Origin of the sequence: Streptomyces sp. NPDC017993, from assembly GCF_044328065.1 — a bacterium.
Classification (GTDB): Bacteria; Actinomycetota; Actinomycetes; order Streptomycetales; family Streptomycetaceae; genus Streptomyces.
The window spans coordinates 90,969-116,800 of the sequence record NZ_JBIRGO010000001.1; the positions used below are offsets into that span (position 1 = coordinate 90,969).

The window sequence follows — 25,832 nt, forward strand, 5'->3', positions numbered from 1 at the left end:
AGTCTGAAAACTACAAAAGCCTGCGGGTCACATGCTCCGCAGGCTCTGTACTGCAAGGGAAACCAAACTGCAACTTGCGCTGAGCGTAGCATGCAGCGCTCGTGAGGTGGAAGAGCCAAAGATCACGTTTAGTCGACACCGCCGTCGGCCATACGTCGCCCCGCCGCTTCGTGGCCCGTCCGACAGGACTAGCCTCCGCATGTGGACAATTCAACCTTCACAGACGGACCCGCGGAAGCCGCAGCCGATCACCGTCGGAGCCGGCCGCGGGTGGGCCACATCCAGTTCCTGAACTGCCTGCCCCTCTACTGGGGTCTCGCCCGCACGGGCACCCTGCTCGATCTGGACCTCACCAAGGACACCCCGGAGAAGCTCAGCGAGCAGCTGGTTCGCGGGGACCTCGACATCGCACCGATCACCCTCGTCGAATTCCTGCGCGCCGCCGACGACCTGGTGGCCTTTCCCGACCTCGCGGTGGGCTGTGACGGCCCGGTGATGTCCTGCGTGATCGTGTCGCAGAAGCCGCTGGACCAGCTGGACGGGGCGAGAGTCGCTCTCGGGTCGACCTCGCGGACCTCCGTCCGCCTGGCCCAGCTGCTGCTCGCCGAGAAGGTCGGCGTCCGGCCGGACTACTACACCTGCCCGCCCGACCTGGGTCTGATGATGCAGGAGGCCGACGCGGCCGTGCTGATCGGCGACGCCGCGCTGCGCGCCAACCTGCACGACGGTCCCCGGCTCGGCCTGGAGGTCCACGACCTCGGCCAGATGTGGAAGGAGTGGACCGGGCTGCCGTTCGTCTTCGCCGTCTGGGCCGCCCGGCGCGACTACCTGGAGCGCGAGCCCCTCGTCGTGCGCAAGGTGCACGAGGCGTTCCTGGCCTCCCGCGACCTGTCGCTGGAGGAGGTCGGCAAGGTCGCCGAGCAGGCGGCCCGCTGGGAGACCTTCGATGAGCCGGTGCTGGAGCGCTACTTCACGACGCTGGACTTCCGGTTCGGCCCCGACCAGCTGCGTGGCGTCACCGAATTCGCCCGCCGGGTCGGCCCGACGACCGGCTTCCCCGCCGATGTGAAGGTGGATCTGCTGGGCGCCTAGGCGCGGGACCATCCCCCGCACGGCGTGGCGCTCGCGGGGGTTGGCGGGCGGCGGCGGTCGCGATCCCCGGTCGCGCCGCCGCGTACGGAGCGGTCGGGCCGCCTGATCGATGCCGAAGCGACGCACAGGATTCCGGTGGCCCGGCACGGCCCGGGTTCTAAGCTGTGAGGGCTGTCGCGAGGGGGAGGCAACGCCATGGAGCCGCTGGCAGGGGACGATCCACGGGTCCTGGGCGGGTACCGGCTGCTGGGCCGGCTCGGCGCGGGCGGGATGGGCCGGGTCTATCTCGGGCGCAGCGCGGGCGGGCGCACCGTCGCGGTGAAGGTCGTCCACGCGCACTTCGCCGCCGACGACCAGTTCAGGGCCCGCTTCCGGCGGGAGATCGAGTCGGCGCGGCGGGTCGGCGGCGCCTGGACCGCCCCGGTGCTGGACGCCGACCCGGACGCCGCCGTTCCGTGGATCGCCACCGGCTACGTCGCCGGCCCCTCGCTCGCGCAGGCCGTCGCCGATGTCGGACCGCTGGCCGAGCACTCCGTACGCGCCCTGGGCGCCGGGCTCGCCGAGGCGCTGGCGGCCGTGCACGCCCTCGGGCTGGTGCACCGGGACGTCAAACCGTCCAATGTGCTGCTCACCCTGGACGGCCCGCTGCTGATCGACTTCGGGATCGCGCGGGCCACCGAGGGCACCGCCTCGCTGACCTCGACCGGGGTCTCCGTCGGCTCGCCCGGCTACATGGCGCCCGAGCAGATCCTCGGCAAGGGCACGTCGGGCGCCGCGGATGTCTTCTCGCTCGGCGCTGTGCTGGCGTACGCGGCCACCGGCGCCGGGCCGTTCTCCGGCGACTCCTCCGCCGCGCTGCTCTACAAGATCGTCCACGAGGAGCCGGAACTCGACGGCCGGCTGACCGGCGAACTGCGCGAGCTGGTGTCCGGCTGTCTGGCCAAGGACCCCGCGGCCCGGCTCGCCCCGCAGGACCTCGCAACCCGCCTCGCGGGCGAGGGCGGTGCCACGGACCTGGTGCGGACCGGCTGGCTGCCCGCCGCCCTGGTCGAGCGGGTCAGCAGGCAGGTGGTGGAGCTGCTGAACCTCGACACGGACGAGAGCGGTGCGGGCGCGGCAGCGGATGCCGGGCCGGCGACGGAGGCGGGTGCGGCGCCGTGGACCGGCGCGCACGCCCCGGCACCGGCCCCGCTCGGGGGCGCGTTCGGCCCGCCGGACCCCTCCTACGGTGCGGCGTCCGGGCTGGTGCCGTTCGACGCGCAGCCGCAGCCGCAGCCGCAGCCGCAGCCGCAGCCGCAGGCGCAGCCGTCGGCGGACGCTTTCGGGCCGGCCGGGGCGGGCGCCCCCACGCCCGCCGCGGCCGGCCCTGAGGTTCCCGTGTTCCGCGACCGGTCACCCGGCCCGCCGCCGCACGCCTCGTGGCCGGTCGCCGGGGCGGCACCGGCCGCCTCCGCGGTCGGTGGCCCGCCGAGCGGTTACGCCTCCCCGCAGACCGGGCCACCATCGCCGGATCCGGCGGCATCCGGTCACCAGGCCACCGGCCCCGGCCTCGCCGAGCTGCCGACGGCCGCGCCCGCTTCGCCTCCAAAGGAACGGCGCATCGCACTGACCGGGGCCGTCGGGGGCAAGAACCGCCCCCGCCGGGTGAGCTGCTCACTCGTGCTGTCCGTGGCCGGGGCGCTCGCCGTCGCGACGACCACGCTGTCCGTCTTCCAGCTCGTCCCCGGCGGAGACCACAGCGGCAACGACACCAGCGCGCGACCCCCCTCGGACACCGGACGGACGCCCGGCGGTACGCCCTCTTCCGGGACCGGCGACCCGGGGAGCGGAGGAGCGGAGCCCGCCGTGGCCAAGGGCTTCCTCGGCACCTGGACGGGCAGCGTCCGGATGGCGAACGGCATCCCGAACGGCACCATGACCAGCGTGGTCAAGGCCGGCGGCAACGGCGACTACGTGATCCACACGACGTACGACGTGGCAGGGGTGCTGAGCTGCGAGGCCAAGTCGCAGCTGGTCTCGTCGACCGGCACGCGGCTGCGGCTCACCGAACGCCCCGACGGCAAGCAGGGGCCGGGCTGCACCGGCACCACGTCCGAGGTCACCTACACCCTCGGCAAGGACGGCACCCTCTCCTTCGTCTCGGCGGACGACGCGGGCGGCAAACCGCGGGCGACGCTCACCAAGGGCGGCGGCTGACGACCGGGGACGGCCCGTACCCGCACGCCGGGACCGTCCCTGCCACCCGTCGGCCCCGGCGGCCCGGCCGCCAACAAGGCCGCCACCCCCCTGGCGTAGGCTGGTTCGGTCGTTATGCCCGCCTCCGAAAGGGACGCCCCGGTGACCGAGAACGCCGACCTCCAGTCCGTGCTCGACCGCGCCGCGCAGGGCGGCCGCATCACTCCGGAGGAAGCGCTCGACCTGTACCGCTCCGCACCGCTGCACGCGTTGGGCAAGGCCGCCGACGCGGTGCGCCGCCGGCGCTACGCGGGCACCGAGCACATCGCGACGTACATCATCGAGCGCAACATCAACTACACCAACGTCTGCGTGACGGCCTGTAAGTTCTGCGCCTTCTACGCCGCGCCCAAGGACACCGCCAAGGGCTGGACCCGCGACCTCGACGACATCCTGCGCCGCTGCGCGGAGACCGTCGAACTGGGCGGCACCCAGATCATGTTCCAGGGCGGCCACCACCCCGACTACGGCGTCGAGTACTACGAAGAGCACTTCTCCGCCATCAAGAAGGCGTACCCGCAGCTGGTCATCCACTCCCTCGGCGCCTCCGAGATCGAGCACATGGCCAGGATCTCCAAGGTGACGCCGGAGGAGGCGATCCGCCGGATTCACGCGGCCGGCCTCGACTCCTTCGCAGGCGCAGGCGCCGAGCTGCTGCCGGCCCGCCCGCGCAAGGCCATCGCGCCGCTGAAGGAGTCCGGCGAGCGCTGGCTGGAGATCATGGAGACGGCGCACGGCCTCGGCGTGGAGTCGACGTCCACGATGCTCATGGGCACCGGCGAGACCAACGCCGAGCGCATCGAGCACCTGCGGATGATCCGCGACGTCCAGGACCGTACGGGCGGCTTCCGCGCCTTCATCCCGTACACCTACCAGCCCGAGAACAACCACCTGAAGGGCCAGACGCAGGCCACCCTCTTCGAGTACCTGCGCATGATCGCCATCGCCCGACTCTTCTTCGACAACATCGCGCACATCCAGGGCTCGTGGCTGACCACCGGCAAGGAGGTCGGCCAGCTCTCGCTGCACTACGGCGCGGACGACCTCGGTTCGATCATGCTGGAGGAGAACGTCGTCTCCTCGGCTGGTGCCAAGCACCGCTCCAACCGCATGGAGATCATCGACCTGATCCGTACCGCGGGCCGCGTCCCGGCGCAGCGCGCCACCACGTACGAGCACCTGGTCGTGCACGACGACCCGGCCAACGACCCGGTCGACGACAAGGTCGTCTCGCACTTCTCCTCGACCGCCATCGAGGGCGGCACGGCCCACCCCGAGCTGAAGCTCGTCGAGGCCAACTGAGCGGCGAGCGGCGGGAGTCGAGAGCGGGCTGAGCCGGTCGTGCTGACGATCCACGCCGCCGACGCGGTGTTCGCGCGCGGTGCCTGGTGCGAGGCGGTGGCCGTCGACGGCGGTCTGATCGTGGGTGTGGGCTCGGCCGAGGAGCTGACCGCCGCCCGGCCGCAGGCCCGCGTGCGCCGATGGCCGGGCCTGCTGACTCCCGGCCTGCTCAACCCCCTGGCCGCCGCGCTGCTCGAAGCGGCCTACCACCCCGACCCGCGCGAGGCCGACGCGCTCGGCACCGCACCGCTCACCGGCGACGCGCTGGCCGCTCTGGCGATGGATGACGCGCGCTGGGGCGCGAGCGCCAGGCGCGGACTCCAGCGGATGCTCCAGCACGGCACGACGGCCGTGGCCGGGCCGTTCCGGCGGCCGGCGGTGCGCAGCGCCGTGACCCGCTCCGGCCTGCGGGTACGCGAGGCGGGGACACTCCAGGAGCCGGCGCGGGAGCGCGACGATGCGCCCACCCTGGATCTGTTCGCGCTCCGGCCGCCCGGTGCGCTCCTGGACGGTGCGCTGGCCGTCGGCGGCCCGGCCGACTTCGCGGTGTTCGACGTCCCGGTCGGCGCAGGGCCCGAGCTGCCCGCCCTGGCCCTGCGGCAGCACGGCGCGGGCAGCTGCGTGGCCACCGTGCTGGCCGGTCGCCTGGTGTTCCGGCGACGCTGAGCGGGCGCGCCCAGGTCGCCCCTAGGCCGGTGGCCCTGCGTTGCGCCGCCCGCCGGTGCGCCGCCCCGCAGAACCTCCGTGCGGGCGCCCGGACGCGACATCGGGGCGGGCCGCTGCCGGGCACGGCGGGGCACGGTGGACAATGGCCGGGTGACCCGAGCATCCCTGGACAAGCAGCCGCACGAAGTCGCCGCGATGTTCGACGGCGTGGCGGCGCGCTACGACCTGACCAATGACGTGCTGTCCCTGGGGCAGGCACGCCTGTGGCGCAAGGAGGTCGACCGTGCGGTCGCCGCCCGGCCCGCCGAGCGGGTCCTCGACCTCGCGGCCGGTACCGGCACCTCCTCGCTCCCGTTCGCCAGGACCGGTGCCTACGTCGTGCCGTGCGACTTCTCGGTGGGCATGCTGCGGGAGGGCAAGAAGCGGCACCCGTGGCTGCCGTTCACCGCGGGCGACGGCACCCGCCTCCCGTTCGCGGACGGGGTGTTCGACGCCGTCACCATCTCCTTCGGGCTGCGCAACATCCAGGACACCGACGTCGCGCTCGCCGAGCTGTACCGCGTCACCAAGCCCGGCGGCCGGGTGGTCATCTGCGAGTTCAGCGAGCCGACCTGGGCGCCGTTCCGGACCGTCTACACCGAGTACCTCATGCGGGCGCTGCCGCCGGTCGCCCGCGCGGTCAGCAGCAACCCCGACGCGTACGTCTATCTCGCCGAGTCCATCCGCACCTGGCCCAACCAGCCCGAACTCGCCGCCCGCATGCAGGGCGTCGGCTGGACGAAGGTCGCCTGGCGCAATCTGACCGGCGGCGTCGTGGCACTGCACCGGGGGACCAAGCCGGTCAACTGACCGCGCCACAGCGGTGACCGCGGGCCCGGGGCGACCCGGGCCTGGCCGGTCGCCGCGTCGCGTCGGGCGGCGGTCTCGCTCGGGTAACGACCCTTCACAGCGGGTGATACGCCGGGAACCATGCGTACGACAGCCGTGTCTGTACGTTCGCCAGTGGCAGTTGTCCGCGCTGCCCTTGAAATTCCCGGAGTCCGCCTTGTCATCGTTCTGCCCGGACTGTGGTTCTTCTTCGCCGCCCGAGGCGCGGTTCTGCATGGGGTGCGGCCGGGAGCGGCAGGCCGCCGCGCCACCCGCGCCGGGCGGACCGCCGCCCGCTCCGGGACAGCCCCCGGCGCCCGCGGCCCCGCCCGGCCACCCGCCGTACGCCGCCCCCGCCCGCCCTTCGCCCCTGGGTGCCTTTCTCACCCGTACGGCGAAGGGCGACTGGGTTGCGGCCCTGAAGGTCGCCGGGTGGCCGACGCTGGTGCTCTTCGTCCTCGCCTGCCTGTTGGGGATCTTCTCCTCCGACGACACCGATGACGCCGGTATCGGCTGGGGCACCCGGATGCGGATCGCCCTGGCGCTGCTGTTGCAGAGCGTCGGTGGCGGGGTCGGCCTCGCCGGCAACGCCGGTGCTTCCCTCGGGTCGTTCGGCGAGGGGCTCGCGGGGGAGGCGTCGCTGTCGCTGGTGCCGCTGGTGGCCACGGCGGTGTGGGCCGGCGCGCTGGTGATCGCCGCCCGCCGGGGCGGCCCCGGTACGACGGCCACCGCCGTGCCGGTGGCCGTCGTACCGGGGGCGCTCCCGCAGACCGCCGTCCTGGAGAAGATCCTGCGGATCGCGGCGCTGTGCGGCGTCGGCACCTTCCTGCTCGGGCTGCTGGCCCAGCCGTCGTACGGCGGCGTCGAGTTGTCGTCGTCGCCATGGCTCGCGCTGCTGTGGTCCTTCCTGCTGGCGGCCGTGGTGAGCGGTGCGGTGCTCGCGCGCACCGAGGCCCGCGCCTGGCTCGCCACCCGGCCCGCCTGGCGGACTGCCACCGGGGCACTGCGCAGCGCGTTGTTCGCGTTGTTCGCCGTCCTCTCCGTGGCCGCGGTGGTCACCTTCGTGACCTTGCTCGCCACGGCGGACGACCTCGACGGCGGCCAGGTGCTCGGCATGCTGGTGCTGCTGCCCAACCTCGGCGCGCTGGCCCTCGCGATGGCGTGGGGCGCGCCGCTGAACGCCGAGTGGAACCTCCCGGACATGCCCTTCCTGGACTCGGGGCGGGTAGCCGTCGGCTACTCCGAACTGGGTGACGAGGGCGGCGGATGGACGGTGTTCGGCGTCATCGTGGGCGCTGTGGTGTGTGCGCTGCTGGTGGGCTCCCTGGTCGTACGGCGCAGCGCCGACCGGCGGGAAGCGCTGCTGGCCGCGGGCTTCTTCGTCGTCGCGCTGGTGTGCGTGGTGCTGGTCGCGGGGGCGAGCGTCTCGGCGACGTTCCACGACCCCGACAGCGGCGGCTACGGCGGCGGTCCCGGCTACGGCAGTGGCTACGGCGGGAGCGGCCCGAGCATCGGCGCCCACGCCGAACTGGCCGCGGGCCTCGCCGAGACGCTGCTGTTCGCGCTGCTGTGGACCTTCGGCGCGGTGCTGCTCGTGCCGTACCTGCTGATGATCCTGGGACGAGGCGGCTACGCCGCGCCGACCGCCCCCTACGGCGCCCCGGCCGGGGCGCCCGGCGGCTACGGCTACCCGCCCGCGGGCGCCGCATACGGCCCGCCGCCTACGGGCGCGCCGGCGGCGCCGGTGGATTCGGCTCCGGCAGCTCCGGCAGCACCGGCAGCTCCGGCGCCTCCGGCCGAGAACGCCGCAGGACCGGGCGCACCACCCGTCGCGCAGCCCGCACCCGCCACACCCCCCACCCCGACCGCCCCCGACCTCCCTGCCGTCCAGCTCGGCCACCCCCCGGCCCCCGGCTCGACCCCGCCCTTCACCCCCGTCCCGCAGCCGGCTCCGGGCGACGAGCCCCGGCCGCCGCGGCGTGGTGCCGTGAAGTGGGTGGCGTTGGCGCTGGCCGCGTTCCTGGTCGGAGGCGGCGGAACGGCCGGCGCGCTCTACTTCAAGAACCAGCAGGACAACACCGGCGACAAGGCCGACAAGCCCGCCGCGGTCAAGAGTGAAGGGCCAGGCGACGATCGCGGGCGCTCCGCGAGCCCGACCCCCTCGGCCACGCCCACCGGTGGCCCGTCCGGCACCCCGACCGCGAACCCCACCGCCGGAACCCCGTCACCGGGCGCTCCCCTCCCGGACGGCTTCGTCCAGCAGCAGGACCCCAAGGGTTTCTCGCTCGGTGTGTTGAGCGGCTGGAAGCGCTCGCAGAAGGGGACCCAGATCGACTACAAGGCCCCGACTGGACGGTCGTATCTGCGCATCGGGGTCATCCCGGACGCCCCGCAGTCCTCGTACGAGAACTTCCGCACCCTGGAGAAGGGCGCCAGGAAGCGGACGAACTACCAGCGCACGGAGCTGACGCAGAACACCTTCCGGAACAGCGCGGGCGCACGCTGGGAGTTCACCTACGTCAACGACGAGACCGGCGACACCATGCACGCCATCGACCAGGCCTATGTAGCCGCCGACGGCACCGAATACAGCATCTACTACGAGTGCGTGGACTCCCTCTACCGCCCGGCCGAGGACCAGGTGTTCAGCACGGCGCTCAACACCTGGTCCGTGGGCGGCGGGACTTCCTAGGGGAGGCCGTCAGGCCGTGCCGGGCACACCGCCCCGCCCACGGCCGGGACTCCGACGGGCCGGCGCGTCACGACGACCGCGCCGGCCCGTCTCCTTCCGTGCCCCGTGCCCCGTGCCCCGTGCCCCGCGCCCCTCGCCGTCAGATGTCCAACCGGTAGCAATGGGCCGTCCGTTGCCCCGTCGGCGTGGGCAACGTCTCCGCGAGCCGCATGCCCAGCCGCCGGGTCACCGCGATGGAGCGCTCGTTACGGGAATCCACCATCGCCACCACCTCCCGTACGCCGGCCTCCCGTACGGACGCGAGCGCCGCGTGTGCCGCGGCCGTGGCGTAGCCCCTGCCCCAGTACGCGCGGCCGAGCCGCCAGCCGATCTCGATCTCGCCGACCGGGCCCCAGTCACCCGGCCAGGGCTGTGCGCCGGTGAACCCGATGACCGCGCCGTCCACCGGATCCAGCAGGGTGTGGAAGCAGAAGCCCCGCTCCGCGTGGTGTCTGCGCTGGCGTGCGGTGAGCTCCTCGTAGACCGACAGCTCGGCCGCCTTGCCGCCGTGGAATTCCATGACGTCGGGGTCGTTGAAGACGTGGTGCCAGTGCCACGCGTCCTCCTCGGTGGGCACGCGCAGATCGACGGCGGGGAGCGGTGTAGTCATCGGCCAACCCTTCAGGTTCTGATCACCAAGGCCCCCATAGACTGCATGTGCCCCGTGCCCGTCGGCACCCAGATATCCAGATATCGACTTCCGGGAGACCCCCCGTGACCGAGCCCGCGTCCGTGACCGAGTCCGTGACCACGCCCCGATCGGAGCACAGCGCGGATGTGATCGTCGTCGGTGCCGGCCCCGCCGGCTCGGCCACCGCCTACCACCTCGCCAAGTCCGGTCTGGACGTGCTCCTTCTGGAGAAGACGGCGTTCCCCCGCGAGAAGGTCTGCGGTGACGGCCTGACCCCGCGCGCGACCAAGCAGCTCGTCGCGATGGGCATCGACATCTCCGAGGAAGCGGGCTGGCTGCGCAACAAGGGCCTGCGCATCATCGGTGGCGGCTCCCGTCTCCAGCTCGACTGGCCGGACCTCGCCTCGTTCCCCGACTACGGACTCGTCCGCAAGCGCGACGACTTCGACGAGCAACTGGCCCGGCAGGCGCAGAAGGCGGGCGCGCGGCTCCACGAGCGCTGTAACGTCGGCGCACCGATCATCAACGAGCTGACCGGCCACATCACCGGCGTGCACGCCAAGCTCGGCGAGGAGAAGACCCCGGTCACCTTCCACGCCCCGCTCGTCGTCGCGGCCGACGGCAACTCCACCCGCCTCTCCCTGGCGATGGGGCTGCACCGCCGCGAGGACCGCCCGATGGGCGTCGCGGTCCGCACCTACTTCACCTCGCCCCGCCACGACGACGACTACCTGGAGTCCTGGCTGGAGCTGTGGGACCGCCGCGGCGCCCAGGACCGCCTGCTCCCCGGCTACGGCTGGATCTTCGGCATGGGCGACGGCACGAGCAACGTCGGTCTCGGCGTCCTGAACACCTCCAACTCCTTCAAGGAGCTGGACTGGCGGGAGATCCTCAAGGCCTGGTGCGCCTCGATGCCCGCCGACTGGGGCTACACCCCGGAGAACATGACGGGACCGATCCGCGGCGCCGCCCTCCCCATGGCCTTCAACCGCCAGCCGCACTACACCAAGGGACTCCTCCTCGTCGGCGACGCCGGCGGCCTGGTGAACCCCTTCAACGGCGAGGGCATCGCGTACGCCATGGAGTCCGGCAGCATCGCCGCCGAGGTCATCGTGCAGGCCCACGCCCGTCAGACCTACGCCCAGCGCGAGCTCGCCCTGCACCGCTACCCGAAGATCCTCAAGGACACCTACGGCGGCTACTACAACCTCGGCCGCGCGTTCGTGAAGCTCATCGGCAACCCGAAGGTCATGCAGATCGCCACCCAGCGCGGCCTGACCCACCCGCTCCTGATGCGCTTCACGCTCAAGATGCTCGCCAACCTCACCGACCCCACGGGCGGCGACGCGATGGACCGCATCATCAACGGCCTCAGCAAGGTCGCCCCCAAGGCGTGACGCCGTCTCCCGCCGGTCTCGGCGGCCACCGGTCCCCCAAGGGTCCGCCATGGGCCGCGAACGGCAAGAAGGCCCGCCGAGGGGCGTCACCGCCGTCCTCGACGAGCCTGGGAGACCGGCTCCCCGGTCAGCCGTCGTCGCGAGGGCGGCGGCGGGCCAGCAGGTAGCAGCCGCAGGCCGCGGCGGCGAGCGCCGTGGAGCCTGCGGTGATCATGGTGAGGTCGGCGTTCCCGGCGGCGCCGCCGGTACCGGCCTGCATCGCGCCGTGCGGGCTCCCGGCGTGCGGGCCGGTCACCTGCTGCGGGCGCACGGTGGCGCTCCAGGACTTGCCGCCGGGGCAGGTGCCGTCGATGGCCCACACGGGCCTTTCGCCCGCGCGGTCCTGGCCGGCGGCGAGCTTGTCGGTGACGCGGGCGGAGCCGGCGTAGGTGCCGGTGGCGTCCACGCGCTTGAGCAGGACGGTGCCACGGGTCAGGACCTGGCCGTGACCGGTGATGGTCTCCGGCGGGTGGCCGCCGCGCCGTCCGCACAGGACGGTGAGGGTGATGGTGCCACCCGGGCCGACGGCCGTCGGACTGACCGCGGCTGACGGGCTGACCTCGCCGACCGGGTCGGCGAACGCGGTCGGCACGGCCGTGCCGAGGGCCACGACGGCGAGCGCGGACGCGGCCAGAGTGCGGCTGACGAGACGCATCGGAGGTTCCTCCATGAAGGCAGCTGCGGAGGGGGGCCCGCAGCGGTGGGGCGGTCTTTTCCTGATGCCATGTCAAAGGAGCTGGTCGCGTCGCGCATGTCGAACCATGGGGCGGATCGGCCAAGGGCCGGTGCCGGACGGCCCGGCAGAGGGGCATTAGCGCATGTCGGACCGCGTGTCGCGGGCAGCGAGCGGTCCGCCCGTTCGGCGCATCCCCGGATGCGCGGGAGACGCGGCACCCGGTCGGCGTGGCGCGGGCAGCGGCCGGGAAGGGGCGGGGCGCCGTCCGGGTGGGGGAGCGGCCCCGCGTGGCCGGAAATGTGGGCGACGGGTGTCCCAGGGCGGTGCGTGAGGCCCGCGGACCGGGCCGATGACGCCCCTGGAGGCGGCGTCGGACCGTACGGCGCCAGGCCCCCCAGGGGCGCCGTACGGGACTGCCGACCCGCGGGGACGTCAGCTCACGGGAACAGAGGCCGGGGCCCGCCGGCGTCCGTTCGGACCGGTCAGTTGCTCGGCGCCGTCCGGTACCGGGACCGCCGCGAAGATGGCGTTCTGCTGTTCCTGGAGTTCCCGTACCCGCTCCGGCGGGGTGCCGGGCAGCCGCTGCTCCTCGTACAGCTTGTGCGTCTCCAGCTGGGCCGCCTTGCTCTGCGGGGTGTGGAACTGGACCTCGAAGAGCTGTCCGGAGCGGGGCGCGCGCCAGGCGGAGTTGATCGCCTTGTAGCCCGCGGCGCGGTGCCAGGTGTTGGCCCAGCGGGTGCTGTCGTTGCCCCACGCGGAGAGCAGCCCGGTCGCCGCGGTGACACCGGTGCTGTACTCGTCGGCCGGCCACTGCAGGGTGAAGCGCACGGCGTCGTTGATCATGGCGAGCGACTTGTCCACCGTCTGTCCCGGCGTCTCCCGCATCCCGGTCGCGACCTTGCGCTTGAGCGAGTCCGGCGACTTCAGCCGCTGGTCGAAGCCGATCAGCTCGGCGTCGCTCAGCTCGGCGGCGGCGCGCACCTGGGGGCTGACGGAGCGCTCGGCCTGCCGGGCACGGGTGACGAACGCGTCGACCTTGCGGTTGTCGGCGGCGTTCAACGCCAGCCCGTCCTGGTGCCAGCCGCCGTCCGGGTCGGCGACGGACCGGTCGGCCGCGGGGGCGGACCGCGGGGCGGCGACCTCGGTGGACGGGGAGGCGGCCGGGCCGGATGCGGCCGCGGTGTGGACGGCGCCGAGGCCGAGCGCGGTGGCCAGCGCGGCGGCCGTCGCGGCACGGGTGACGAGGCGCCTGGTGAGGCGATGCGTGTTCATCGGAGTGCGGGGTCCCTCTCGCTACGGGTACCGCGGGTGCCTACGTGGCATTTGTGCGGCATGTAACGAGAAGTGAACGGCGCGCACCCGCCGCGGAGAGCCGTACACGCGGCGGCCGAGCGGTACCTGGCCGGAACACGGCGCTGTACGGCGCAAATCGGACGCCGTGGACCATACGTCAGTCCCGGGAGCGCGCGAAGGACCGCCCCTCCCGAGCGGCGGGAGGAGCGGTCCTTACGGCGGTCTGCCGATGCGGCCGACATCAGCGGGCGGCCGCGAACAGGGCGTTCAGCGTATTCAGCGCAGGTGCTTCAGCCGCCGGCGCAGACGGAGCGAGCGCCTCAGGTGAAGCAGGTGCCGGAGAGTTTGCAATTCCTCAGAGCACGCGTACGGCGCCGGTCGGCTGGTCGTAGTCCAGCGGACGCTCGACGATGCCGGTGCTGGAGTTCTGCGCGCCGATGAAGTTGCCGTCACCGACGTAGACACCGACGTGGTACGCGCTGCCCGCGCTGCCCCAGTACAGGATGTCGCCGACCTGGAGGTTGTCGAGGCCGACCTGGGTGCCGGTGGTCGACTGGTCCTGCGAGACGCGCGGCAGGTCGACGCCGATCTGGCGGAACGCGGCCTGGGTCAGGCCGGAGCAGTCGTACGCGGACGGGCCGCTGGCACCCATCACGTACGCCTTGCCGAGCTGTGCCTTCAGGAAGGAGATGAGCGTCGCGCTGCTGCCGGTGGCGTTGGACGTCGACAGGGAGGCGGAGAGCGTCGAGCGCTCGGAGGAGCGCGAGGCACGGGCCTCGGCGGCCTCCTTGGCCTTGCGGGCCTCCTCGGCCTTCTTCTTCGCCTCGGCCTTCTTCTCGGCGGTGGCCTGGGCCTTCTTCGCTGCCTTGGCGGCGTGCGAGACGGCGCTGTCCTGCAGGGCCTGGCGCTCGTAGCTGAACGCCACCTGCTGTGCGGCGTCGGCGCTCTTGGCGGCGCTGGTCGCCAGCGCCGTCGTGATGGTGGGCATCTCCTGGGTTTCGGAGACGGGCTTCTCAGCGGCGTTGGCCGGCACGGTCGCGCCGGACACCGCGAGGGTGAGGATGCCACCGGTCACGCCCGCACGCAGTGCCCGCGAGGACGCGGAACGGCGGGGTTTCCGGTGGCTGGGTATGAGTGCGTTCGGGGACATGGCACCACGGCTATCAGGAGCCGCAGGTTGCTGCCAACAAAGGTGGAGTGCACCACACTTGACGCGTACGCGATGAACAAAACGGACTTTTGGCTGCCCGTTGGCCCGCCGTCGCGATGTCCGAATTTCGCGATCATGTGTCTACGCATGGCATTTGCAGCTCGATGCGGGGTCCGGCGGCACTTATCACCTGGCCATCCGCCACGCCAAGGCTTCCCTGTCGTCAAGGACTTAGAGCCTGAAGCCTCGTGGGATAGGTCACTCTTGAGTGTCCGTTATGTTCCCGTGACCCACGAGCGCCGCGGCCGCTCGTGAATGCGAGCACGTACCGATGATCACGGTCAGGTCACGGCGGGCCGCCGCCATCGGATGCGCCCCCTCTAGCAGTTGGCACCGTCCAGCGCCAATTTGCCTGCACCACGCATGTCTTGATAGTGACGCTGCCCCTCTGACCAGCGGTAACCCGGGTGAATGTCACCTCTCGTGATCACTCGCGCGCTTCACGTATGAAGATCACCGCTCATCCGACTTCATGATCGTTCGTCGGGTGGTGGAGATCACAAAGGCGTTGTCGTACCCCGTGTCGCAGATCACAGACCGACGGGCATAAGATGCAGGCGGTTCGGGCTTGTGAACTGCCTCACATGTGCACGATCTCCGCGGGGCGGCCACGAGGCCCGAACGGACCGCCATCCAGTCATCGTCGACTGAAGGGAGCGAGGACGGTGAACGCTTACGCGCCCATCCTCGTACTGGGAGCCCTCGGGGCAGGCTTTGCGATCTTCTCTGTCGTCATGGCCTCGCTCGTCGGACCCAGGCGCTACAACCGGGCCAAGCTCGAGGCGTACGAGTGCGGAATCGAGCCGACCCCCCAGCCGTCCGGCGGCGGTCGCTTCCCGATCAAGTACTACCTGACGGCGATGCTGTTCATCGTCTTCGATATCGAGATCGTCTTCCTCTATCCCTGGGCCGTCACCTTCGACGCCCTGGGGCTGTTCGGGCTCGTCGAGATGCTGCTCTTCGCGCTCACCGTCTTCGTCGCCTACGCCTATGTATGGCGTCGTGGCGGCCTGGAATGGGACTAGGGGTCACCCATGGGACTTGAAGAGAAGCTGCCGAGCGGCTTTTTGCTGACCACTGTCGAGCAGGCCGCGGGCTGGGTGCGCAAATCCTCGGTCTTCCCCGCGACCTTCGGTCTGGCCTGCTGCGCCATCGAGATGATGACGACCGGCGCCGGGCGCTACGACCTGGCCCGCTTCGGCATGGAGGTCTTCCGTGGCTCGCCGCGGCAGGCGGATCTGATGATCGTGGCCGGCCGGGTGAGCCAGAAGATGGCGCCCGTGCTGCGGCAGGTCTATGACCAGATGCCGAACCCGAAGTGGGTGATCTCCATGGGGGTTTGTGCCTCATCGGGCGGGATGTTCAACAACTACGCCATTGTGCAGGGTGTTGATCACATCGTCCCCGTTGACATCTATTTGCCCGGCTGCCCGCCGCGCCCCGAGATGCTGATGGACGCCATTCTCAAGCTGCACCAGAAGATCCAGGACACCAAGCTCGGGGTCAACCAGCAGCAGGCGGCCCACGAGGCGGAGCAAGCGGCGCTCAAGGCGCTCCCGCTGATCGAGATGAAGGGGCTGCTGCGGTGACCGACCCGAAGAACGCCGACGGTCCCGGTACCCCCGAGGACCAGGACGACAACGTCCCGGCACCGCGCGAGGACACCGGCGACCTCATCGCCACCCGCCGCGGCATGTTCGGCGCGAACAACGGCGGCGACACCTCCGGATACGACGGGCTCGTCCGCTCCGTCCGGCTGCCCGGCGCCACCGGCCGGCCGTATGGCGGCTGGTTCGACGAGGTCGCCGACGAGCTGGAGGGCGCGCTCGACGAGCAGGGACTGGTCCCCGAGAACGTCATCGACAAGACGGTCGTGGACCGCGACGAGCTCACCTTCCACATCGAGCGGGAGTACCTGCTCACCGTCGCCAGGACCCTGCGCGACGACCCGGCACTGCGCTTCGAGCTCTGTACGGGCGTGAGCGGGGTGCACTTCCCGGGCGACAAGGGCCGCGAACTCCACGCCGTCTACCACCTGCGCTCGATCACCCACAACCGGCTCATCCGGCTGGAGGTCTCCGCGCCCGACGCCGATCCGCACATTCCCTCGCTCGTCGAGGTCTATCCGACCAACGACTGGCACGAGCGCGAGACCTACGACTTCTTCGGCATCGTCTTCGACGGCCACCCCGCGCTCACCCGGATCATGATGCCCGACGACTGGCAGGGCTTCCCGCAGCGCAAGGACTACCCGCTCGGCGGCATCCCCGTCGAGTACAAGGGCGCCCAGATCCCGGCTCCCGACCAGCGGAGGTCGTACAGCTGATGCTGCTTTTCCCCGGGGGGCGACCCCCGTACCCCCAGCAGGAATCTCCCACGTGGCAGGGGCCGTCGGTATCGGCACCGGGAGGAGGAGCCCGATGAGTACCTCGCACGCAACGCCCCGCGAGACGACCGAAGGCACGGTCTACACCGTCACCGGCGGCGACTGGGACGAGGTCGCGGCGGCGGCCGCCAAGTCCGACGACGAGCGGATCATCGTCAACATGGGGCCGCAGCACCCCTCCACGCACGGCGTGCTCCGGCTGATCCTGGAGATCGACGGCGAGACCGTCACCGAGGCCCGCTGCGGTATCGGCTATCTGCACACCGGTATCGAGAAGAACCTCGAATACCGCACGTGGACCCAGGGCACGACCTTCGTCACGAGGATGGATTACCTCACCCCCTTCTTCAACGAGACGGCGTACTGCCTGGCCGTGGAGAAGCTGCTCGGCATCACCGAGCAGGTCCCCGACCGGGCCACCGTCATCCGCGTGCTCCTGATGGAGCTCAACCGGCTCTCCTCCCACCTCGTGGCCATCGCCACCGGCGGTATGGAGCTGGGCGCCACCACGATCATGATCTACGGCTTCCGCGACCGTGAGCTCATCCTCGACATCTACGAGTTGATCACCGGCCTGCGGATGAACCACGCCTACATCCGCCCCGGCGGACTGGCCCAGGATCTGCCCGCGGGCGCCGTCGACCAGGTGCGCGCCTTCATCAAGACGATGCGCAAGAACCTCCACGAGTACGACAAGCTCGCCACCGGCAACCCGGTCTTCAAGGGCCGCATGGAGGGCATCGGCCATCTCGACCTGGCCGGCTGCCTGGCCACCGGCGCCACCGGCCCGGTGCTGCGCTCCGCCGGACTGCCGCACGACCTGCGCAAGACCCAGCCCTACTGCGGCTACGAGACGTACGACTTCGAGGTGCCGACCGCCGACACCTGCGACTCCTACGGCCGGTTCCTGATCCGGCTGGAGGAGATGCGCCAGTCGCTGCGGATCGTCGAGCAGTGCCTGGACCGGCTGGAGCCAGGACCGGTGATGGTCGCGGACAAGAAGATCGCCTGGCCCGCCCAGCTCGCCATGGGGCCGGACGGACTCGGCAACTCCCTCGACCACATCAAGAAGATCATGGGCACCTCGATGGAGGCCCTGATCCACCACTTCAAGCTGGTGACGGAGGGCTTCCGGGTCCCGCCGGGACAGGCGTACACCGCGGTGGAGTCGCCCAAGGGCGAGCTGGGGGTGCACGTGGTCAGCGACGGCGGCACCCGCCCCTACCGGGTGCACTTCCGCGACCCGTCCTTCACCAACCTCCAGGCCATGGCGGCCATGTGCGAAGGCGGCCAGGTCGCCGACGTCATCGTCGCCGTCGCGTCCATCGACCCCGTGATGGGAGGCGTCGACCGGTGAGCGACGTCAGTTTGGGGATGCCGCAGCTCCCCGCCCCCGATTACCCGGCAGACGTACGGGCCCGGCTCGAAGCCGATGCCAAGGAGGTGATCGCCCGCTACCCCGGCTCGCGCTCCGCGCTGCTGCCGCTGCTGCACCTCGTGCAGTCCGAGGAGGGGCACGTCACCCGCACCGGCGTCCGCTTCTGCGCAGAACAGCTCGGCCTGACCACGGCCGAGGTCACGGCGGTCTCGACCTTCTACTCCATGTACCGGCGCAAGCCGGGCGGCGACTACCAGGTCGGGGTCTGCACCAACACGCTGTGCGCGGTGATGGGCGGCGACGCCATCTTCGACGAGCTGAAGGAACACCTCGGCGTCGGCAACGGTGAGACCACCGAGGACGGCGCCGTCTCCCTCGAACACATCGAGTGCAACGCCGCCTGCGACTTCGCGCCCGTCGTGATGGTCAACTGGGAGTTCTTCGACAACCAGACCCCGCAGAGCGCCAAGCAGCTGGTCGACGACCTCCGGGCCGGACGGACCGTCGAGCCCACCCGCGGCGCGCCGCTGTGCACGTACAAGGACACCGCGCGGATGCTCGCCGGATTCCCCGACGAGCGGCCCGGCGCCGTCGAGGCGACCGGCGGAGCGGGCCCGGCCTCCCTGGTCGGGCTGCGCCTGGCCAAGGGGGAAGGCGTCCCCGGACGCGGCGCGGACCACGTCATCTCCCCGCGCACCGCCGATCACCCCAAGGGGCAGCAGCGGCCGACGCACCCCAGCTCGCACGACGCACCACAAGAGACCTCGGCCTCCGATCCTCACCACCCGGCCGGGCCCGCAGCCGAGGAGGGGGAGTGATGACGGTGGCAGCCGAGAACGGCGGTACCGCCGGGCCCGACGTCGGGGGAGAGGTCAGCCCCGAGAAGATCCTCACGCCGGTGCTCTCCGCCTTCTGGGACCAGCCCGAATCCTGGACGCTGGAGACCTACCGGCGGCACGAGGGCTACGAAGGCATGCGCAAGGCGCTCGCGATGCCGCCGGACGACGTCATCGCCTACGTCAAGGACGCCGGCCTGCGCGGCCGTGGCGGCGCGGGCTTCCCGACCGGCATGAAGTGGCAGTTCATCCCGCAGGGCGACGGCAAACCGCACTACCTCGTCGTCAACGCCGACGAATCGGAGCCCGGGACCTGCAAGGACATCCCGCTCCTCTTCGCCAATCCGCACTCCCTCATCGAGGGCATCGTGATCGCCTGCCACGCGATCCGGTCGAACCACGCCTTCATCTATCTGCGCGGCGAGGTCGTGCCCGTCCTGCGGCGGCTGCACGAGGCCGTCCGCGAGGCGTATGCGGCGGGCTACCTCGGCAAGAACATCCTCGGCTCGGGGCTCGACCTGGATGTCATCGTGCACGCGGGCGCGGGCGCCTACATCTGCGGTGAGGAGACCGCGCTGCTGGACTCGCTGGAGGGCCGGCGCGGGCAGCCCCGGCTGCGTCCCCCCTTCCCGGCGGTGGCGGGCCTCTACGCCTGCCCCACCGTGGTGAACAACGTCGAGTCCATCGCGTCGGTTCCCGCCATCATGAACCGGGGCAAGGACTGGTTCCGGTCCATGGGCAGCGAGAAGTCCCCGGGCTTCACGCTCTACTCCCTCAGCGGCCACGTCACCAACCCCGGCCAGTACGAGGCCCCGTTGGGCATCACCCTGCGCCAGCTGCTGGATATGAGCGGCGGCATGCGGCAGGGCCACCGGCTGAAGTTCTGGACGCCCGGCGGCTCCTCGACCCCGATGTTCACCGACGAGCACCTCGACGTCCCGCTCGACTACGAAGGCGTCGGCGCGGCCGGCTCGATGCTCGGCACCAAAGCGCTGCAGTGCTTCGACGAGACCACCTGCGTGGTGCGCGCGGTGACCCGCTGGACCGAGTTCTACGCGCACGAGTCCTGCGGCAAGTGCACACCCTGCCGCGAAGGCACCTACTGGCTGGTGCAGTTGCTCCGCGACATCGAGGCCGGCAAGGGCCGGATGGACGACCTCGACAAGCTCAACGACATCGCCGACAACATCAACGGCAAGTCCTTCTGCGCCCTCGGCGACGGCGCCGCCTCGCCGATCTTCTCCTCGCTCAAGTACTTCCGCGAGGAGTACGAGCAGCACATCACCGGCAAGGGCTGCCCCTTCGACCCCGCCAAGTCGACCGCCTGGGCCGACCGCAACGCTCACCTGGGGGTGAATGCATGACCGTCACGACAAATGCCCCCAGCGGGGGTGGCGAGGCGGCGATCCCGCCGGAAGACCTCGTCTCCCTGACGATCGACGGCATCGAGATCTCCGTCCCCAAGGGGACGCTGGTCATCCGCGCCGCCGAACTCCTCGGCATCGAGATCCCGCGCTTTTGCGACCACCCGCTGCTCGACCCGGCCGGCGCCTGCCGGCAGTGCATCGTCGAGGTCGAGGGCCAGCGCAAGCCGATGGCCTCCTGCACGATCACCTGCACCGACGGCATGGTCGTCAAGTCGCAGCTCACCTCGCCGGTGGCCGAGAAGGCCCAGCGCGGCGTGATGGAGCTGCTGCTGATCAACCACCCGCTGGACTGCCCGGTCTGCGACAAGGGCGGCGAGTGCCCGCTGCAGAACCAGGCGATGCAGGTCGGCGACACCGACACCCGCTTCGAGGGCAAGAAGCGGACGTTCGAGAAGCCGGTGCCGATCTCCACGCAGGTGCTGCTGGACCGCGAGCGGTGCGTGCTGTGCGCGCGCTGCACCCGCTTCAGTAACCAGATCGCCGGCGACCCGATGATCGAACTCCTTGAGCGCGGTGCCCTCCAGCAGGTCGGCACCGGCGAGGGCGACCCCTTCGTGTCGTACTTCTCCGGCAACACCATCCAGATCTGCCCGGTCGGCGCGCTCACCTCCGCCGCCTACCGCTTCCGCTCCCGCCCCTTCGACCTGGTCTCCTCGCCGTCGGTGTGCGAGCACTGCGCGGGCGGCTGCGCGACCCGCACCGACCACCGGCGCGGCAAGGTCATGCGGCGGATGGCGCAGAACGACCCCGAGGTCAACGAGGAATGGGTCTGCGACAAGGGGCGGTTCGGCTTCCGCTACGCGCAGCAGCGCGACCGGCTGGAGCACCCGCTCGTACGCAACGCGGAGTCCGGTGAACTGGAGCCGGCGAACTGGCCGGAGGCCCTTGAGGCCGCGGCCCGTGGCCTGGCGGCGGCCAAGGGGCGCACCGGCGTCCTGACCGGCGGCCGGCTGACCGTCGAGGACGCCTACGCCTACGCCAAGTTCGCCCGGATCGCGCTCGACACCAACGACGTCGACTTCCGCGCGCGGCCGCACAGCGCGGAGGAGGCCGACTTCCTGGCGGCCAGGGTCGCCGGCCGCGGCCGTGACCTGGACGGCGGGGGTGTCACGTACACCTCGCTGGAGAAGGCACCGGCCGTGCTGCTGGCCGGTATCGAGGCCGAGGAGGAGGCCCCGGGCGTCTTCCTGCGGCTGCGCAAGGCCCACCGCAAGAGCGGGCAGCGCACCTACGGCCTGGCGACCTACGCCACCCGCGGCCTGATCAAGGCCGGCGGCACGCTGCTGCCGGCCGCGCCCGGCACCGAGACCGAGTGGCTGGACGCGCTCGCGGGCGGGGCCGGCCTGGAGGGTGAGGGGCGCGCCGCCGCCGAGGCGCTGCGGGCGGACGGCGCGGTCATCGTCGTCGGCGAGCGGCTGGCCTCGGTACCCGGGGCGCTCACCGCCGCGGTCCGTGTCGCCTCCGCCACCGGCGCCGAGCTGGTGTGGATTCCCCGGCGAGCCGGTGAACGGGGCGCCATCGAGGCCGGTGCGCTGCCCGGTCTGCTGCCCGGTGGCCGGCCGGCCACCGACCCGCGAGCCCGTGACGAGGTCGCCGCGGTCTGGGGTGTCGCGGCGCTCCCGCAGCGGCACGGCCGGGACACCGGCCAGATCATCGAGGCCGCGGCGACCGGCGAGCTCGGCGCGCTGCTGGTCTCCGGCGTCGAGATCGCGGATCTGCCGGACCCGGCCCGCGCGACGACCGCGCTGGACGAGGTCGGCTTCCTGGTCAGCCTGGAGCTGCGGCCCTCGGCGGTCACCGAGCGGGCCGATGTGGTCCTGCCGGTCGCGGCCGTGGTCGAGAAGGCCGGCACCTTCCTCAACTGGGAGGGCCGGGCGCGGCTGTTCGAGGCCGCCCTCAAGCCCGACCAGATGACCCGCAGGCACCTCCTGCCGGACGCCCGGGTCCTGCACATGCTCGCCGACGCCCTCGACGTGCACCTCGCGCTGCCCGACATCCGCTCGGTACGCCGCGAGCTGGACCGGCTCGGCGGCTGGAGCGGACCGTACGCCGGTGAACCGCTGGAGAGCGGACGCCCGCTGCCCCGCCCGGAACCGGGCGAGGCGGTCCTCGCCGGACACCGGCTGCTGCTGGACCGGGGGCGGCTCCAGGAGGGCGACGAGGCGCTGGCCGGCACCCGGCACCCCGCCGTCGCCCGGCTGTCGCAGGCCACCGCGCAGGAGACCGGCGTCAAGGACGGCGACCTGCTGGCGGTCAGCGGACCGGCCGGCTCGGTGCGGCTGCCCCTCCAGGTCACACCGATGCCCGACCGGGTGGTGTGGCTGCCGCTGAATTCCGTGGGCGGTGGCGTGGCCGCCGACACCGGGGCGCGCCCCGGTGACCTGGTGAAGGTCTCCGCCGTCGCCGGTACGCCGGAGCCGGTTGAGGAAGGGGACGCATGATGGAGCGGCTCGATCAACTGGCCGTCGCGGGCACGGCGCTGGCGCAGGAAGACCTGTCGATGTTCGGCCGCGACCCGTGGTGGCTCGTCGTCATCAAGGCGGTCTTCTGCTTCGCGTTCCTGATGCTGACGGTGCTGTTCTCCATCGTCTGGGAGCGCAAGGTCGTGGCCTGGATGCAGCTGCGCATCGGGCCCAACCGGCACGGCCCCTGGGGCATGCTCCAGTCCCTCGCCGACGGCATCAAGCTGATGCTGAAGGAGGACCTGGTCGTCAAGCGGGCCGACAAGGTGGTCTACATCCTCGCGCCGATCGTGGCGGCCGTACCGGCCTTCATGGCCGTCGCGGTGATCCCGTTCGGCCCGGCGGACAACGAGATCTCGATCTTCGGCCAGCGCACTCCGATGCAGCTGACCGACCTGCCGATCGGCGTCCTCTACATCCTGGCGACGGCCTCCATCGGCATCTACGGCATCGTGCTGGCCGGCTGGTCGTCGGGCTCGACGTACCCGCTGCTGGGCGGTCTGCGCTCGTGCGCGCAGATGATCAGCTACGAGATCGCGATGGGCATCTCCTTCGCGGCGGTCTTCCTCTACTCCGGGTCGATGTCGACCTCGACGATCGTGGAGTCGCAGCAGGGCAAGTGGTACGTCCTCCTGCTGCCGGTGTCCTTCATCATCTACATCGTCGCGATGGTGGGCGAGACCAACCGCGCGCCGTTCGACATGCCGGAGTCCGAGGGCGACCTCGTCGGCGGCTTCAACACCGAGTACTCGTCCATCAAGTTCGCGATGTTCATGCTCGCCGAGTACATCAACATGGTCACCGTCTCCGCGGTGGCGGTGACCCTCTTCCTGGGCGGCTGGCGGGCCCCGTACCCGATCAGCACGTTCTGGGAAGGCGCCAACCACGGCTGGTGGCCGCTGCTCTGGTTCGTCATCAAGGTGCAGCTGCTGCTGTTCTTCTTCATCTGGCTGCGCGGCACCCTCCCGCGGGTGCGCTACGACCAGTTCATGAAGCTGGGCTGGAAGGTCCTCATCCCGGTCTCGATGGTCTGGCTGATGCTGGTCGCGACCGTCCGGGCGCTGAAGAACGAGGGCTACCAATTCCAGGAGATCGTGCTGTACGTCGCAGGGGGCGCGGTCGCCCTGCTGCTGATCTCGCTCGTCGTGGACTTCTTCCGGCGCGGCGAGACGGAGGAGGAAACGGACGGCGACGGGGCCTTCGACCCGATGGCCGGCGGCTTCCCCGTACCCCCGCTCCCCGGACAGAGCCTGCCTCCCGTGCCGCGCCGACGGCCCCGCTGGGGGTCCTCCCGTGCGACGGGCGAGGAGCGCGAGTTGATTGTCAGTGGCGGAGTGGACACTGTCAGTGACGGAAACGGAATCGATGGAAAGGGGGGCGACGGTGCCTGAGTTCCAGAACCCCGTGGCCGGCTTCGGCGTGACCTTCAAGGCCATGTTCAAGAAGCGGCTGACCGAGCAGTACCCGGAGGAGAAGAAGCCGACGGCGCCCCGCTTCCACGGCAGGCACCAGCTCAACCGCCATCCGGACGGGCTGGAGAAGTGCATCGGCTGCGAGCTGTGCGCCTGGGCCTGTCCGGCGGACGCGATCTACGTCGAGGGCGCGGACAACACCGAGGAGGAACGCTACTCCCCGGGGGAGCGCTACGGCCGCGTCTACCAGATCAACTACCTCCGCTGCATTCTGTGCGGCCTGTGCGTGGAGGCCTGCCCGACCCGCGCGCTGACCATGACCAATGAGTACGAACTCGCCGACCGGTCCCGCACCTCGCTCATCTACACCAAGGAAGAGCTGCTCGCGGGCCTGGAGGAGACGATGGTCGACTCACCGCACGCGATCTTCCCCGGCATGACGGAGAAGGACTACTACCAGGGCCTGGTGAGCGAGGCCGCGCCCGGCACCGTCCGGCAGGTCGCCGCCTCCAAGGGGGAGGCGCCGCAGGAGGCCGCCGCCACGACCGGTCCCGACGAGCCCGCCGCGCGGGAGGTGACCGAGCGATGAACTCCCTCGCCGCCGCTGCGGCTTCCACGACCTCGACGGGGGAGGCCGTGCAGTTCTGGATCCTGGGCATCGTCGCCGTCCTCGGCGCGCTGTGCACGATCCTGATGAAGCGGGCCGTGCACAGCGCCCTGTCGCTCGCCGGGACCATGATCGTCCTGGCGGTCTTCTACCTCGCCAACGGCGCGTACTTCCTCGGCGTCGTGCAGATCGTGGTCTACACCGGCGCGATCATGATGCTGTTCCTCTTCGTCGTCATGCTGGTCGGAGTCACCGCGGCCGACTCCCTCAAGGAGACGCTCAAGGGCCAGCGCTGGCTCGCCGCCGGTGTGGGCATCGGCTTCGGCATCCTGCTCATCGCCGGCATCGGCAACGCCTCGCTCAAGGAGTTCAACGGCCTCGGCGAGGCCAACGCCGGCGGCAATGTGCAGGGCCTGGCCGCACTCATCTTCACCAAGTACGTCTTCGCCTTCGAGCTCACCGGCGCGCTGCTGATCACCGCGGCCGTCGGCGCCATGGTGCTCACCCACCGGGAGCGCACGGAGCGCGCCAAGACCCAGCGCGAGCAGGCCGAGGCCCGGGTCAGGGAAGGCAAGCAGGTGCCGCCGCTGCCCGCCCCGGGTGTCTACGCCCGGCACAACGCGGTGGACATCCCCGGACTGCTGCCGGACGGCACCACATCCGACCTGACCGTCAGTCCGACGCTGCGCGAGCGCGGCCAGATCCGCGATGTCTCGGGTGAGTCGCTCGCCGAACTGAAGGCGCTGGAGCGGCGCTCCGAGGAGTGGCTGGAGCGGGACTCCGAGCCCGAGGCTCCCAGGACCTCCGGACCGGGCGCCACCTCGCCGAAGGAGGAGGCCAAGAAATGAACCCGGTCTACTACCTCTACCTCGCCGCCCTGCTGTTCACCATCGGCGCGGCCGGGGTGCTGATCAGGCGGAACGCCATCGTGGTGTTCATGTGCATCGAACTGATGCTGAACGCCTGCAATCTCGCCTTCGTGGCCTTCTCGCGGATGCACGGAAATCTGGACGGCCAGATCATCGCGTTCTTCACGATGGTCGTCGCCGCGGCCGAGGTCGTGGTCGGCCTGGCGATCATCGTGTCGATCTTCCGCACCCGCCATACGGCCTCGGTCGACGACGCCAGCCTGATGAAGCTGTAAGG

22 protein-coding genes are annotated in these 25,832 nt (G+C 71.2%); 18 read left to right on the forward strand and 4 right to left on the reverse strand.

What is annotated here, in order from left to right; all coding sequences use genetic code 11:
* Positions 1-201: 201 nt before the first annotated feature.
* The 6 genes from ACH4FH_RS00465 (at position 202) to ACH4FH_RS00490 (ending at position 8,893) form a co-directional block, all read left to right on the forward strand.
* Positions 202-1,092 (forward strand): menaquinone biosynthetic enzyme MqnA/MqnD family protein, encoded by an 891-nt coding sequence (locus ACH4FH_RS00465; RefSeq protein ID WP_398553514.1) that lies wholly within the window; start codon positions 202-204, stop codon positions 1,090-1,092.
* A 195-nt stretch (positions 1,093-1,287) separates the two neighbouring features.
* Positions 1,288-3,288 carry a serine/threonine-protein kinase gene (locus tag ACH4FH_RS00470; protein ID WP_398553515.1) on the forward strand — a complete coding sequence of 667 codons (2,001 nt, stop codon included), beginning with the start codon at positions 1,288-1,290 and terminating at the stop codon, positions 3,286-3,288.
* A gap of 141 nt (positions 3,289-3,429) precedes the next feature.
* On the forward strand, positions 3,430-4,629 hold the full coding sequence (gene mqnC / locus ACH4FH_RS00475) for a cyclic dehypoxanthinyl futalosine synthase (protein ID WP_398553516.1): 1,200 nt from the start codon (positions 3,430-3,432) through the stop codon (positions 4,627-4,629).
* A 39-nt stretch (positions 4,630-4,668) separates the two neighbouring features.
* The gene (locus tag ACH4FH_RS00480) at positions 4,669-5,334 is read left to right on the forward strand and encodes a hypothetical protein (RefSeq protein WP_398553517.1); all 666 of its coding nucleotides are present in this window, start codon (positions 4,669-4,671) and stop codon (positions 5,332-5,334) included.
* A gap of 150 nt (positions 5,335-5,484) precedes the next feature.
* The gene (locus ACH4FH_RS00485) at positions 5,485-6,183 is read left to right on the forward strand and encodes a demethylmenaquinone methyltransferase (RefSeq protein ID WP_393892771.1); all 699 of its coding nucleotides are present in this window, start codon (positions 5,485-5,487) and stop codon (positions 6,181-6,183) included.
* A gap of 253 nt (positions 6,184-6,436) precedes the next feature.
* A complete protein-coding gene (locus tag ACH4FH_RS00490) occupies positions 6,437-8,893 on the forward strand; it encodes a hypothetical protein (protein ID WP_398553518.1) in 2,457 nt (818 codons plus the stop codon).
* A gap of 139 nt (positions 8,894-9,032) precedes the next feature.
* On the opposite strand, the gene ACH4FH_RS00495 is transcribed toward ACH4FH_RS00490, so the two are convergent.
* Entirely contained in the window at positions 9,033-9,542 is a 510-nt protein-coding gene (locus tag ACH4FH_RS00495) for a GNAT family N-acetyltransferase (RefSeq protein ID WP_398553519.1), read from the reverse strand.
* A 104-nt stretch (positions 9,543-9,646) separates the two neighbouring features.
* Here ACH4FH_RS00495 and ACH4FH_RS00500 point away from each other — a divergent pair, with 104 nt between their 5' ends.
* Positions 9,647-10,960 (forward strand): geranylgeranyl reductase family protein, encoded by a 1,314-nt coding sequence (locus ACH4FH_RS00500; RefSeq protein ID WP_398553520.1) that lies wholly within the window; start codon positions 9,647-9,649, stop codon positions 10,958-10,960.
* A 127-nt stretch (positions 10,961-11,087) separates the two neighbouring features.
* Here ACH4FH_RS00500 and ACH4FH_RS00505 read toward each other — a convergent pair whose 3' ends face one another.
* From ACH4FH_RS00505 to ACH4FH_RS00515, 3 genes are all read right to left on the reverse strand, one after another.
* A complete protein-coding gene (locus ACH4FH_RS00505; RefSeq protein ID WP_398553521.1) occupies positions 11,088-11,654 on the reverse strand; it encodes a hypothetical protein in 567 nt (188 codons plus the stop codon).
* A gap of 453 nt (positions 11,655-12,107) precedes the next feature.
* A complete protein-coding gene (locus ACH4FH_RS00510; RefSeq protein WP_398553522.1) occupies positions 12,108-12,947 on the reverse strand; it encodes an ATP nucleotide 3'-pyrophosphokinase in 840 nt (279 codons plus the stop codon).
* Positions 12,948-13,323: 376 nt separating this feature from the next.
* On the reverse strand, positions 13,324-14,118 hold the full coding sequence (locus ACH4FH_RS00515) for a C40 family peptidase (protein WP_398553523.1): 795 nt from the start codon (positions 14,116-14,118) through the stop codon (positions 13,324-13,326).
* 725 nt (positions 14,119-14,843) lie between these two features.
* On the opposite strand from ACH4FH_RS00515, the gene ACH4FH_RS00520 reads away from it, so the two are divergent.
* The 11 genes from ACH4FH_RS00520 (at position 14,844) to nuoK (ending at position 25,830) form a co-directional block, all read left to right on the forward strand.
* Positions 14,844-15,203: an NADH-quinone oxidoreductase subunit A gene (locus tag ACH4FH_RS00520; protein ID WP_066931103.1), complete on the forward strand. Its 360-nt coding sequence runs from the start codon at positions 14,844-14,846 to the stop codon at positions 15,201-15,203.
* Positions 15,204-15,212: 9 nt separating this feature from the next.
* Positions 15,213-15,767 carry a NuoB/complex I 20 kDa subunit family protein gene (locus ACH4FH_RS00525; protein WP_398553524.1) on the forward strand — a complete coding sequence of 185 codons (555 nt, stop codon included), beginning with the start codon at positions 15,213-15,215 and terminating at the stop codon, positions 15,765-15,767.
* The gene (locus tag ACH4FH_RS00530) at positions 15,764-16,504 is read left to right on the forward strand and encodes an NADH-quinone oxidoreductase subunit C (protein ID WP_398553525.1); all 741 of its coding nucleotides are present in this window, start codon (positions 15,764-15,766) and stop codon (positions 16,502-16,504) included. The genes ACH4FH_RS00525 and ACH4FH_RS00530 overlap by 4 nt, the downstream gene beginning before the upstream one ends.
* A gap of 94 nt (positions 16,505-16,598) precedes the next feature.
* Entirely contained in the window at positions 16,599-17,921 is a 1,323-nt protein-coding gene (locus tag ACH4FH_RS00535; RefSeq protein WP_398553526.1) for an NADH-quinone oxidoreductase subunit D, read from the forward strand.
* A complete protein-coding gene (nuoE, locus tag ACH4FH_RS00540) occupies positions 17,918-18,760 on the forward strand; it encodes an NADH-quinone oxidoreductase subunit NuoE (protein WP_398553527.1) in 843 nt (280 codons plus the stop codon). The genes ACH4FH_RS00535 and nuoE overlap by 4 nt, the downstream gene beginning before the upstream one ends.
* A complete protein-coding gene (gene nuoF, locus ACH4FH_RS00545) occupies positions 18,760-20,142 on the forward strand; it encodes an NADH-quinone oxidoreductase subunit NuoF (protein WP_398553528.1) in 1,383 nt (460 codons plus the stop codon). Before nuoE ends, nuoF begins: the two co-directional genes overlap by 1 nt.
* A complete protein-coding gene (locus tag ACH4FH_RS00550) occupies positions 20,139-22,646 on the forward strand; it encodes an NADH-quinone oxidoreductase subunit G (protein ID WP_398553529.1) in 2,508 nt (835 codons plus the stop codon). The genes nuoF and ACH4FH_RS00550 overlap by 4 nt, the downstream gene beginning before the upstream one ends.
* Positions 22,646-24,058, forward strand: a complete 1,413-nt coding sequence (gene nuoH, locus ACH4FH_RS00555) for an NADH-quinone oxidoreductase subunit NuoH (RefSeq protein WP_398553957.1) — start codon at positions 22,646-22,648, stop codon at positions 24,056-24,058. Before ACH4FH_RS00550 ends, nuoH begins: the two co-directional genes overlap by 1 nt.
* A complete protein-coding gene (gene nuoI / locus ACH4FH_RS00560) occupies positions 24,051-24,668 on the forward strand; it encodes an NADH-quinone oxidoreductase subunit NuoI (RefSeq protein WP_398553530.1) in 618 nt (205 codons plus the stop codon). Before nuoH ends, nuoI begins: the two co-directional genes overlap by 8 nt.
* Complete coding sequence (locus ACH4FH_RS00565) at positions 24,665-25,534, forward strand: NADH-quinone oxidoreductase subunit J (protein ID WP_398553531.1); 870 nt, start codon at positions 24,665-24,667, stop codon at positions 25,532-25,534. Before nuoI ends, ACH4FH_RS00565 begins: the two co-directional genes overlap by 4 nt.
* Entirely contained in the window at positions 25,531-25,830 is a 300-nt protein-coding gene (nuoK, locus tag ACH4FH_RS00570) for an NADH-quinone oxidoreductase subunit NuoK (RefSeq protein ID WP_393892757.1), read from the forward strand. The genes ACH4FH_RS00565 and nuoK overlap by 4 nt, the downstream gene beginning before the upstream one ends.
* The last annotated feature ends 2 nt before the right edge of the window (positions 25,831-25,832 follow it).

What these genes read in the sequence shown, in the direction of transcription:
- ACH4FH_RS00495 (WP_398553519.1), bottom strand. Translation starts at nt 9,542, where the DNA reads ATGACTACACCGCTCCCCGCCGTCGATCTGCGCGTGCCCACCGAGGAG.
- ACH4FH_RS00515 (WP_398553523.1), bottom strand. Translation starts at nt 14,118, where the DNA reads ATGTCCCCGAACGCACTCATACCCAGCCACCGGAAACCCCGCCGTTCC.
- ACH4FH_RS00470 (WP_398553515.1), top strand. Translation starts at nt 1,288, where the DNA reads ATGGAGCCGCTGGCAGGGGACGATCCACGGGTCCTGGGCGGGTACCGG.
- ACH4FH_RS00550 (WP_398553529.1), top strand. Translation starts at nt 20,139, where the DNA reads ATGACCGTCACGACAAATGCCCCCAGCGGGGGTGGCGAGGCGGCGATC.
- nuoK (WP_393892757.1), top strand. Translation starts at nt 25,531, where the DNA reads ATGAACCCGGTCTACTACCTCTACCTCGCCGCCCTGCTGTTCACCATC.
- ACH4FH_RS00505 (WP_398553521.1), bottom strand. Translation starts at nt 11,654, where the DNA reads ATGCGTCTCGTCAGCCGCACTCTGGCCGCGTCCGCGCTCGCCGTCGTG.
- ACH4FH_RS00535 (WP_398553526.1), top strand. Translation starts at nt 16,599, where the DNA reads ATGAGTACCTCGCACGCAACGCCCCGCGAGACGACCGAAGGCACGGTC.
- ACH4FH_RS00525 (WP_398553524.1), top strand. Translation starts at nt 15,213, where the DNA reads ATGGGACTTGAAGAGAAGCTGCCGAGCGGCTTTTTGCTGACCACTGTC.
- ACH4FH_RS00510 (WP_398553522.1), bottom strand. Translation starts at nt 12,947, where the DNA reads ATGAACACGCATCGCCTCACCAGGCGCCTCGTCACCCGTGCCGCGACG.
- nuoH (WP_398553957.1), top strand. Translation starts at nt 22,646, where the DNA reads ATGGAGCGGCTCGATCAACTGGCCGTCGCGGGCACGGCGCTGGCGCAG.
- nuoF (WP_398553528.1), top strand. Translation starts at nt 18,760, where the DNA reads ATGACGGTGGCAGCCGAGAACGGCGGTACCGCCGGGCCCGACGTCGGG.
- ACH4FH_RS00565 (WP_398553531.1), top strand. Translation starts at nt 24,665, where the DNA reads ATGAACTCCCTCGCCGCCGCTGCGGCTTCCACGACCTCGACGGGGGAG.
- ACH4FH_RS00490 (WP_398553518.1), top strand. Translation starts at nt 6,437, where the DNA reads ATGGGGTGCGGCCGGGAGCGGCAGGCCGCCGCGCCACCCGCGCCGGGC.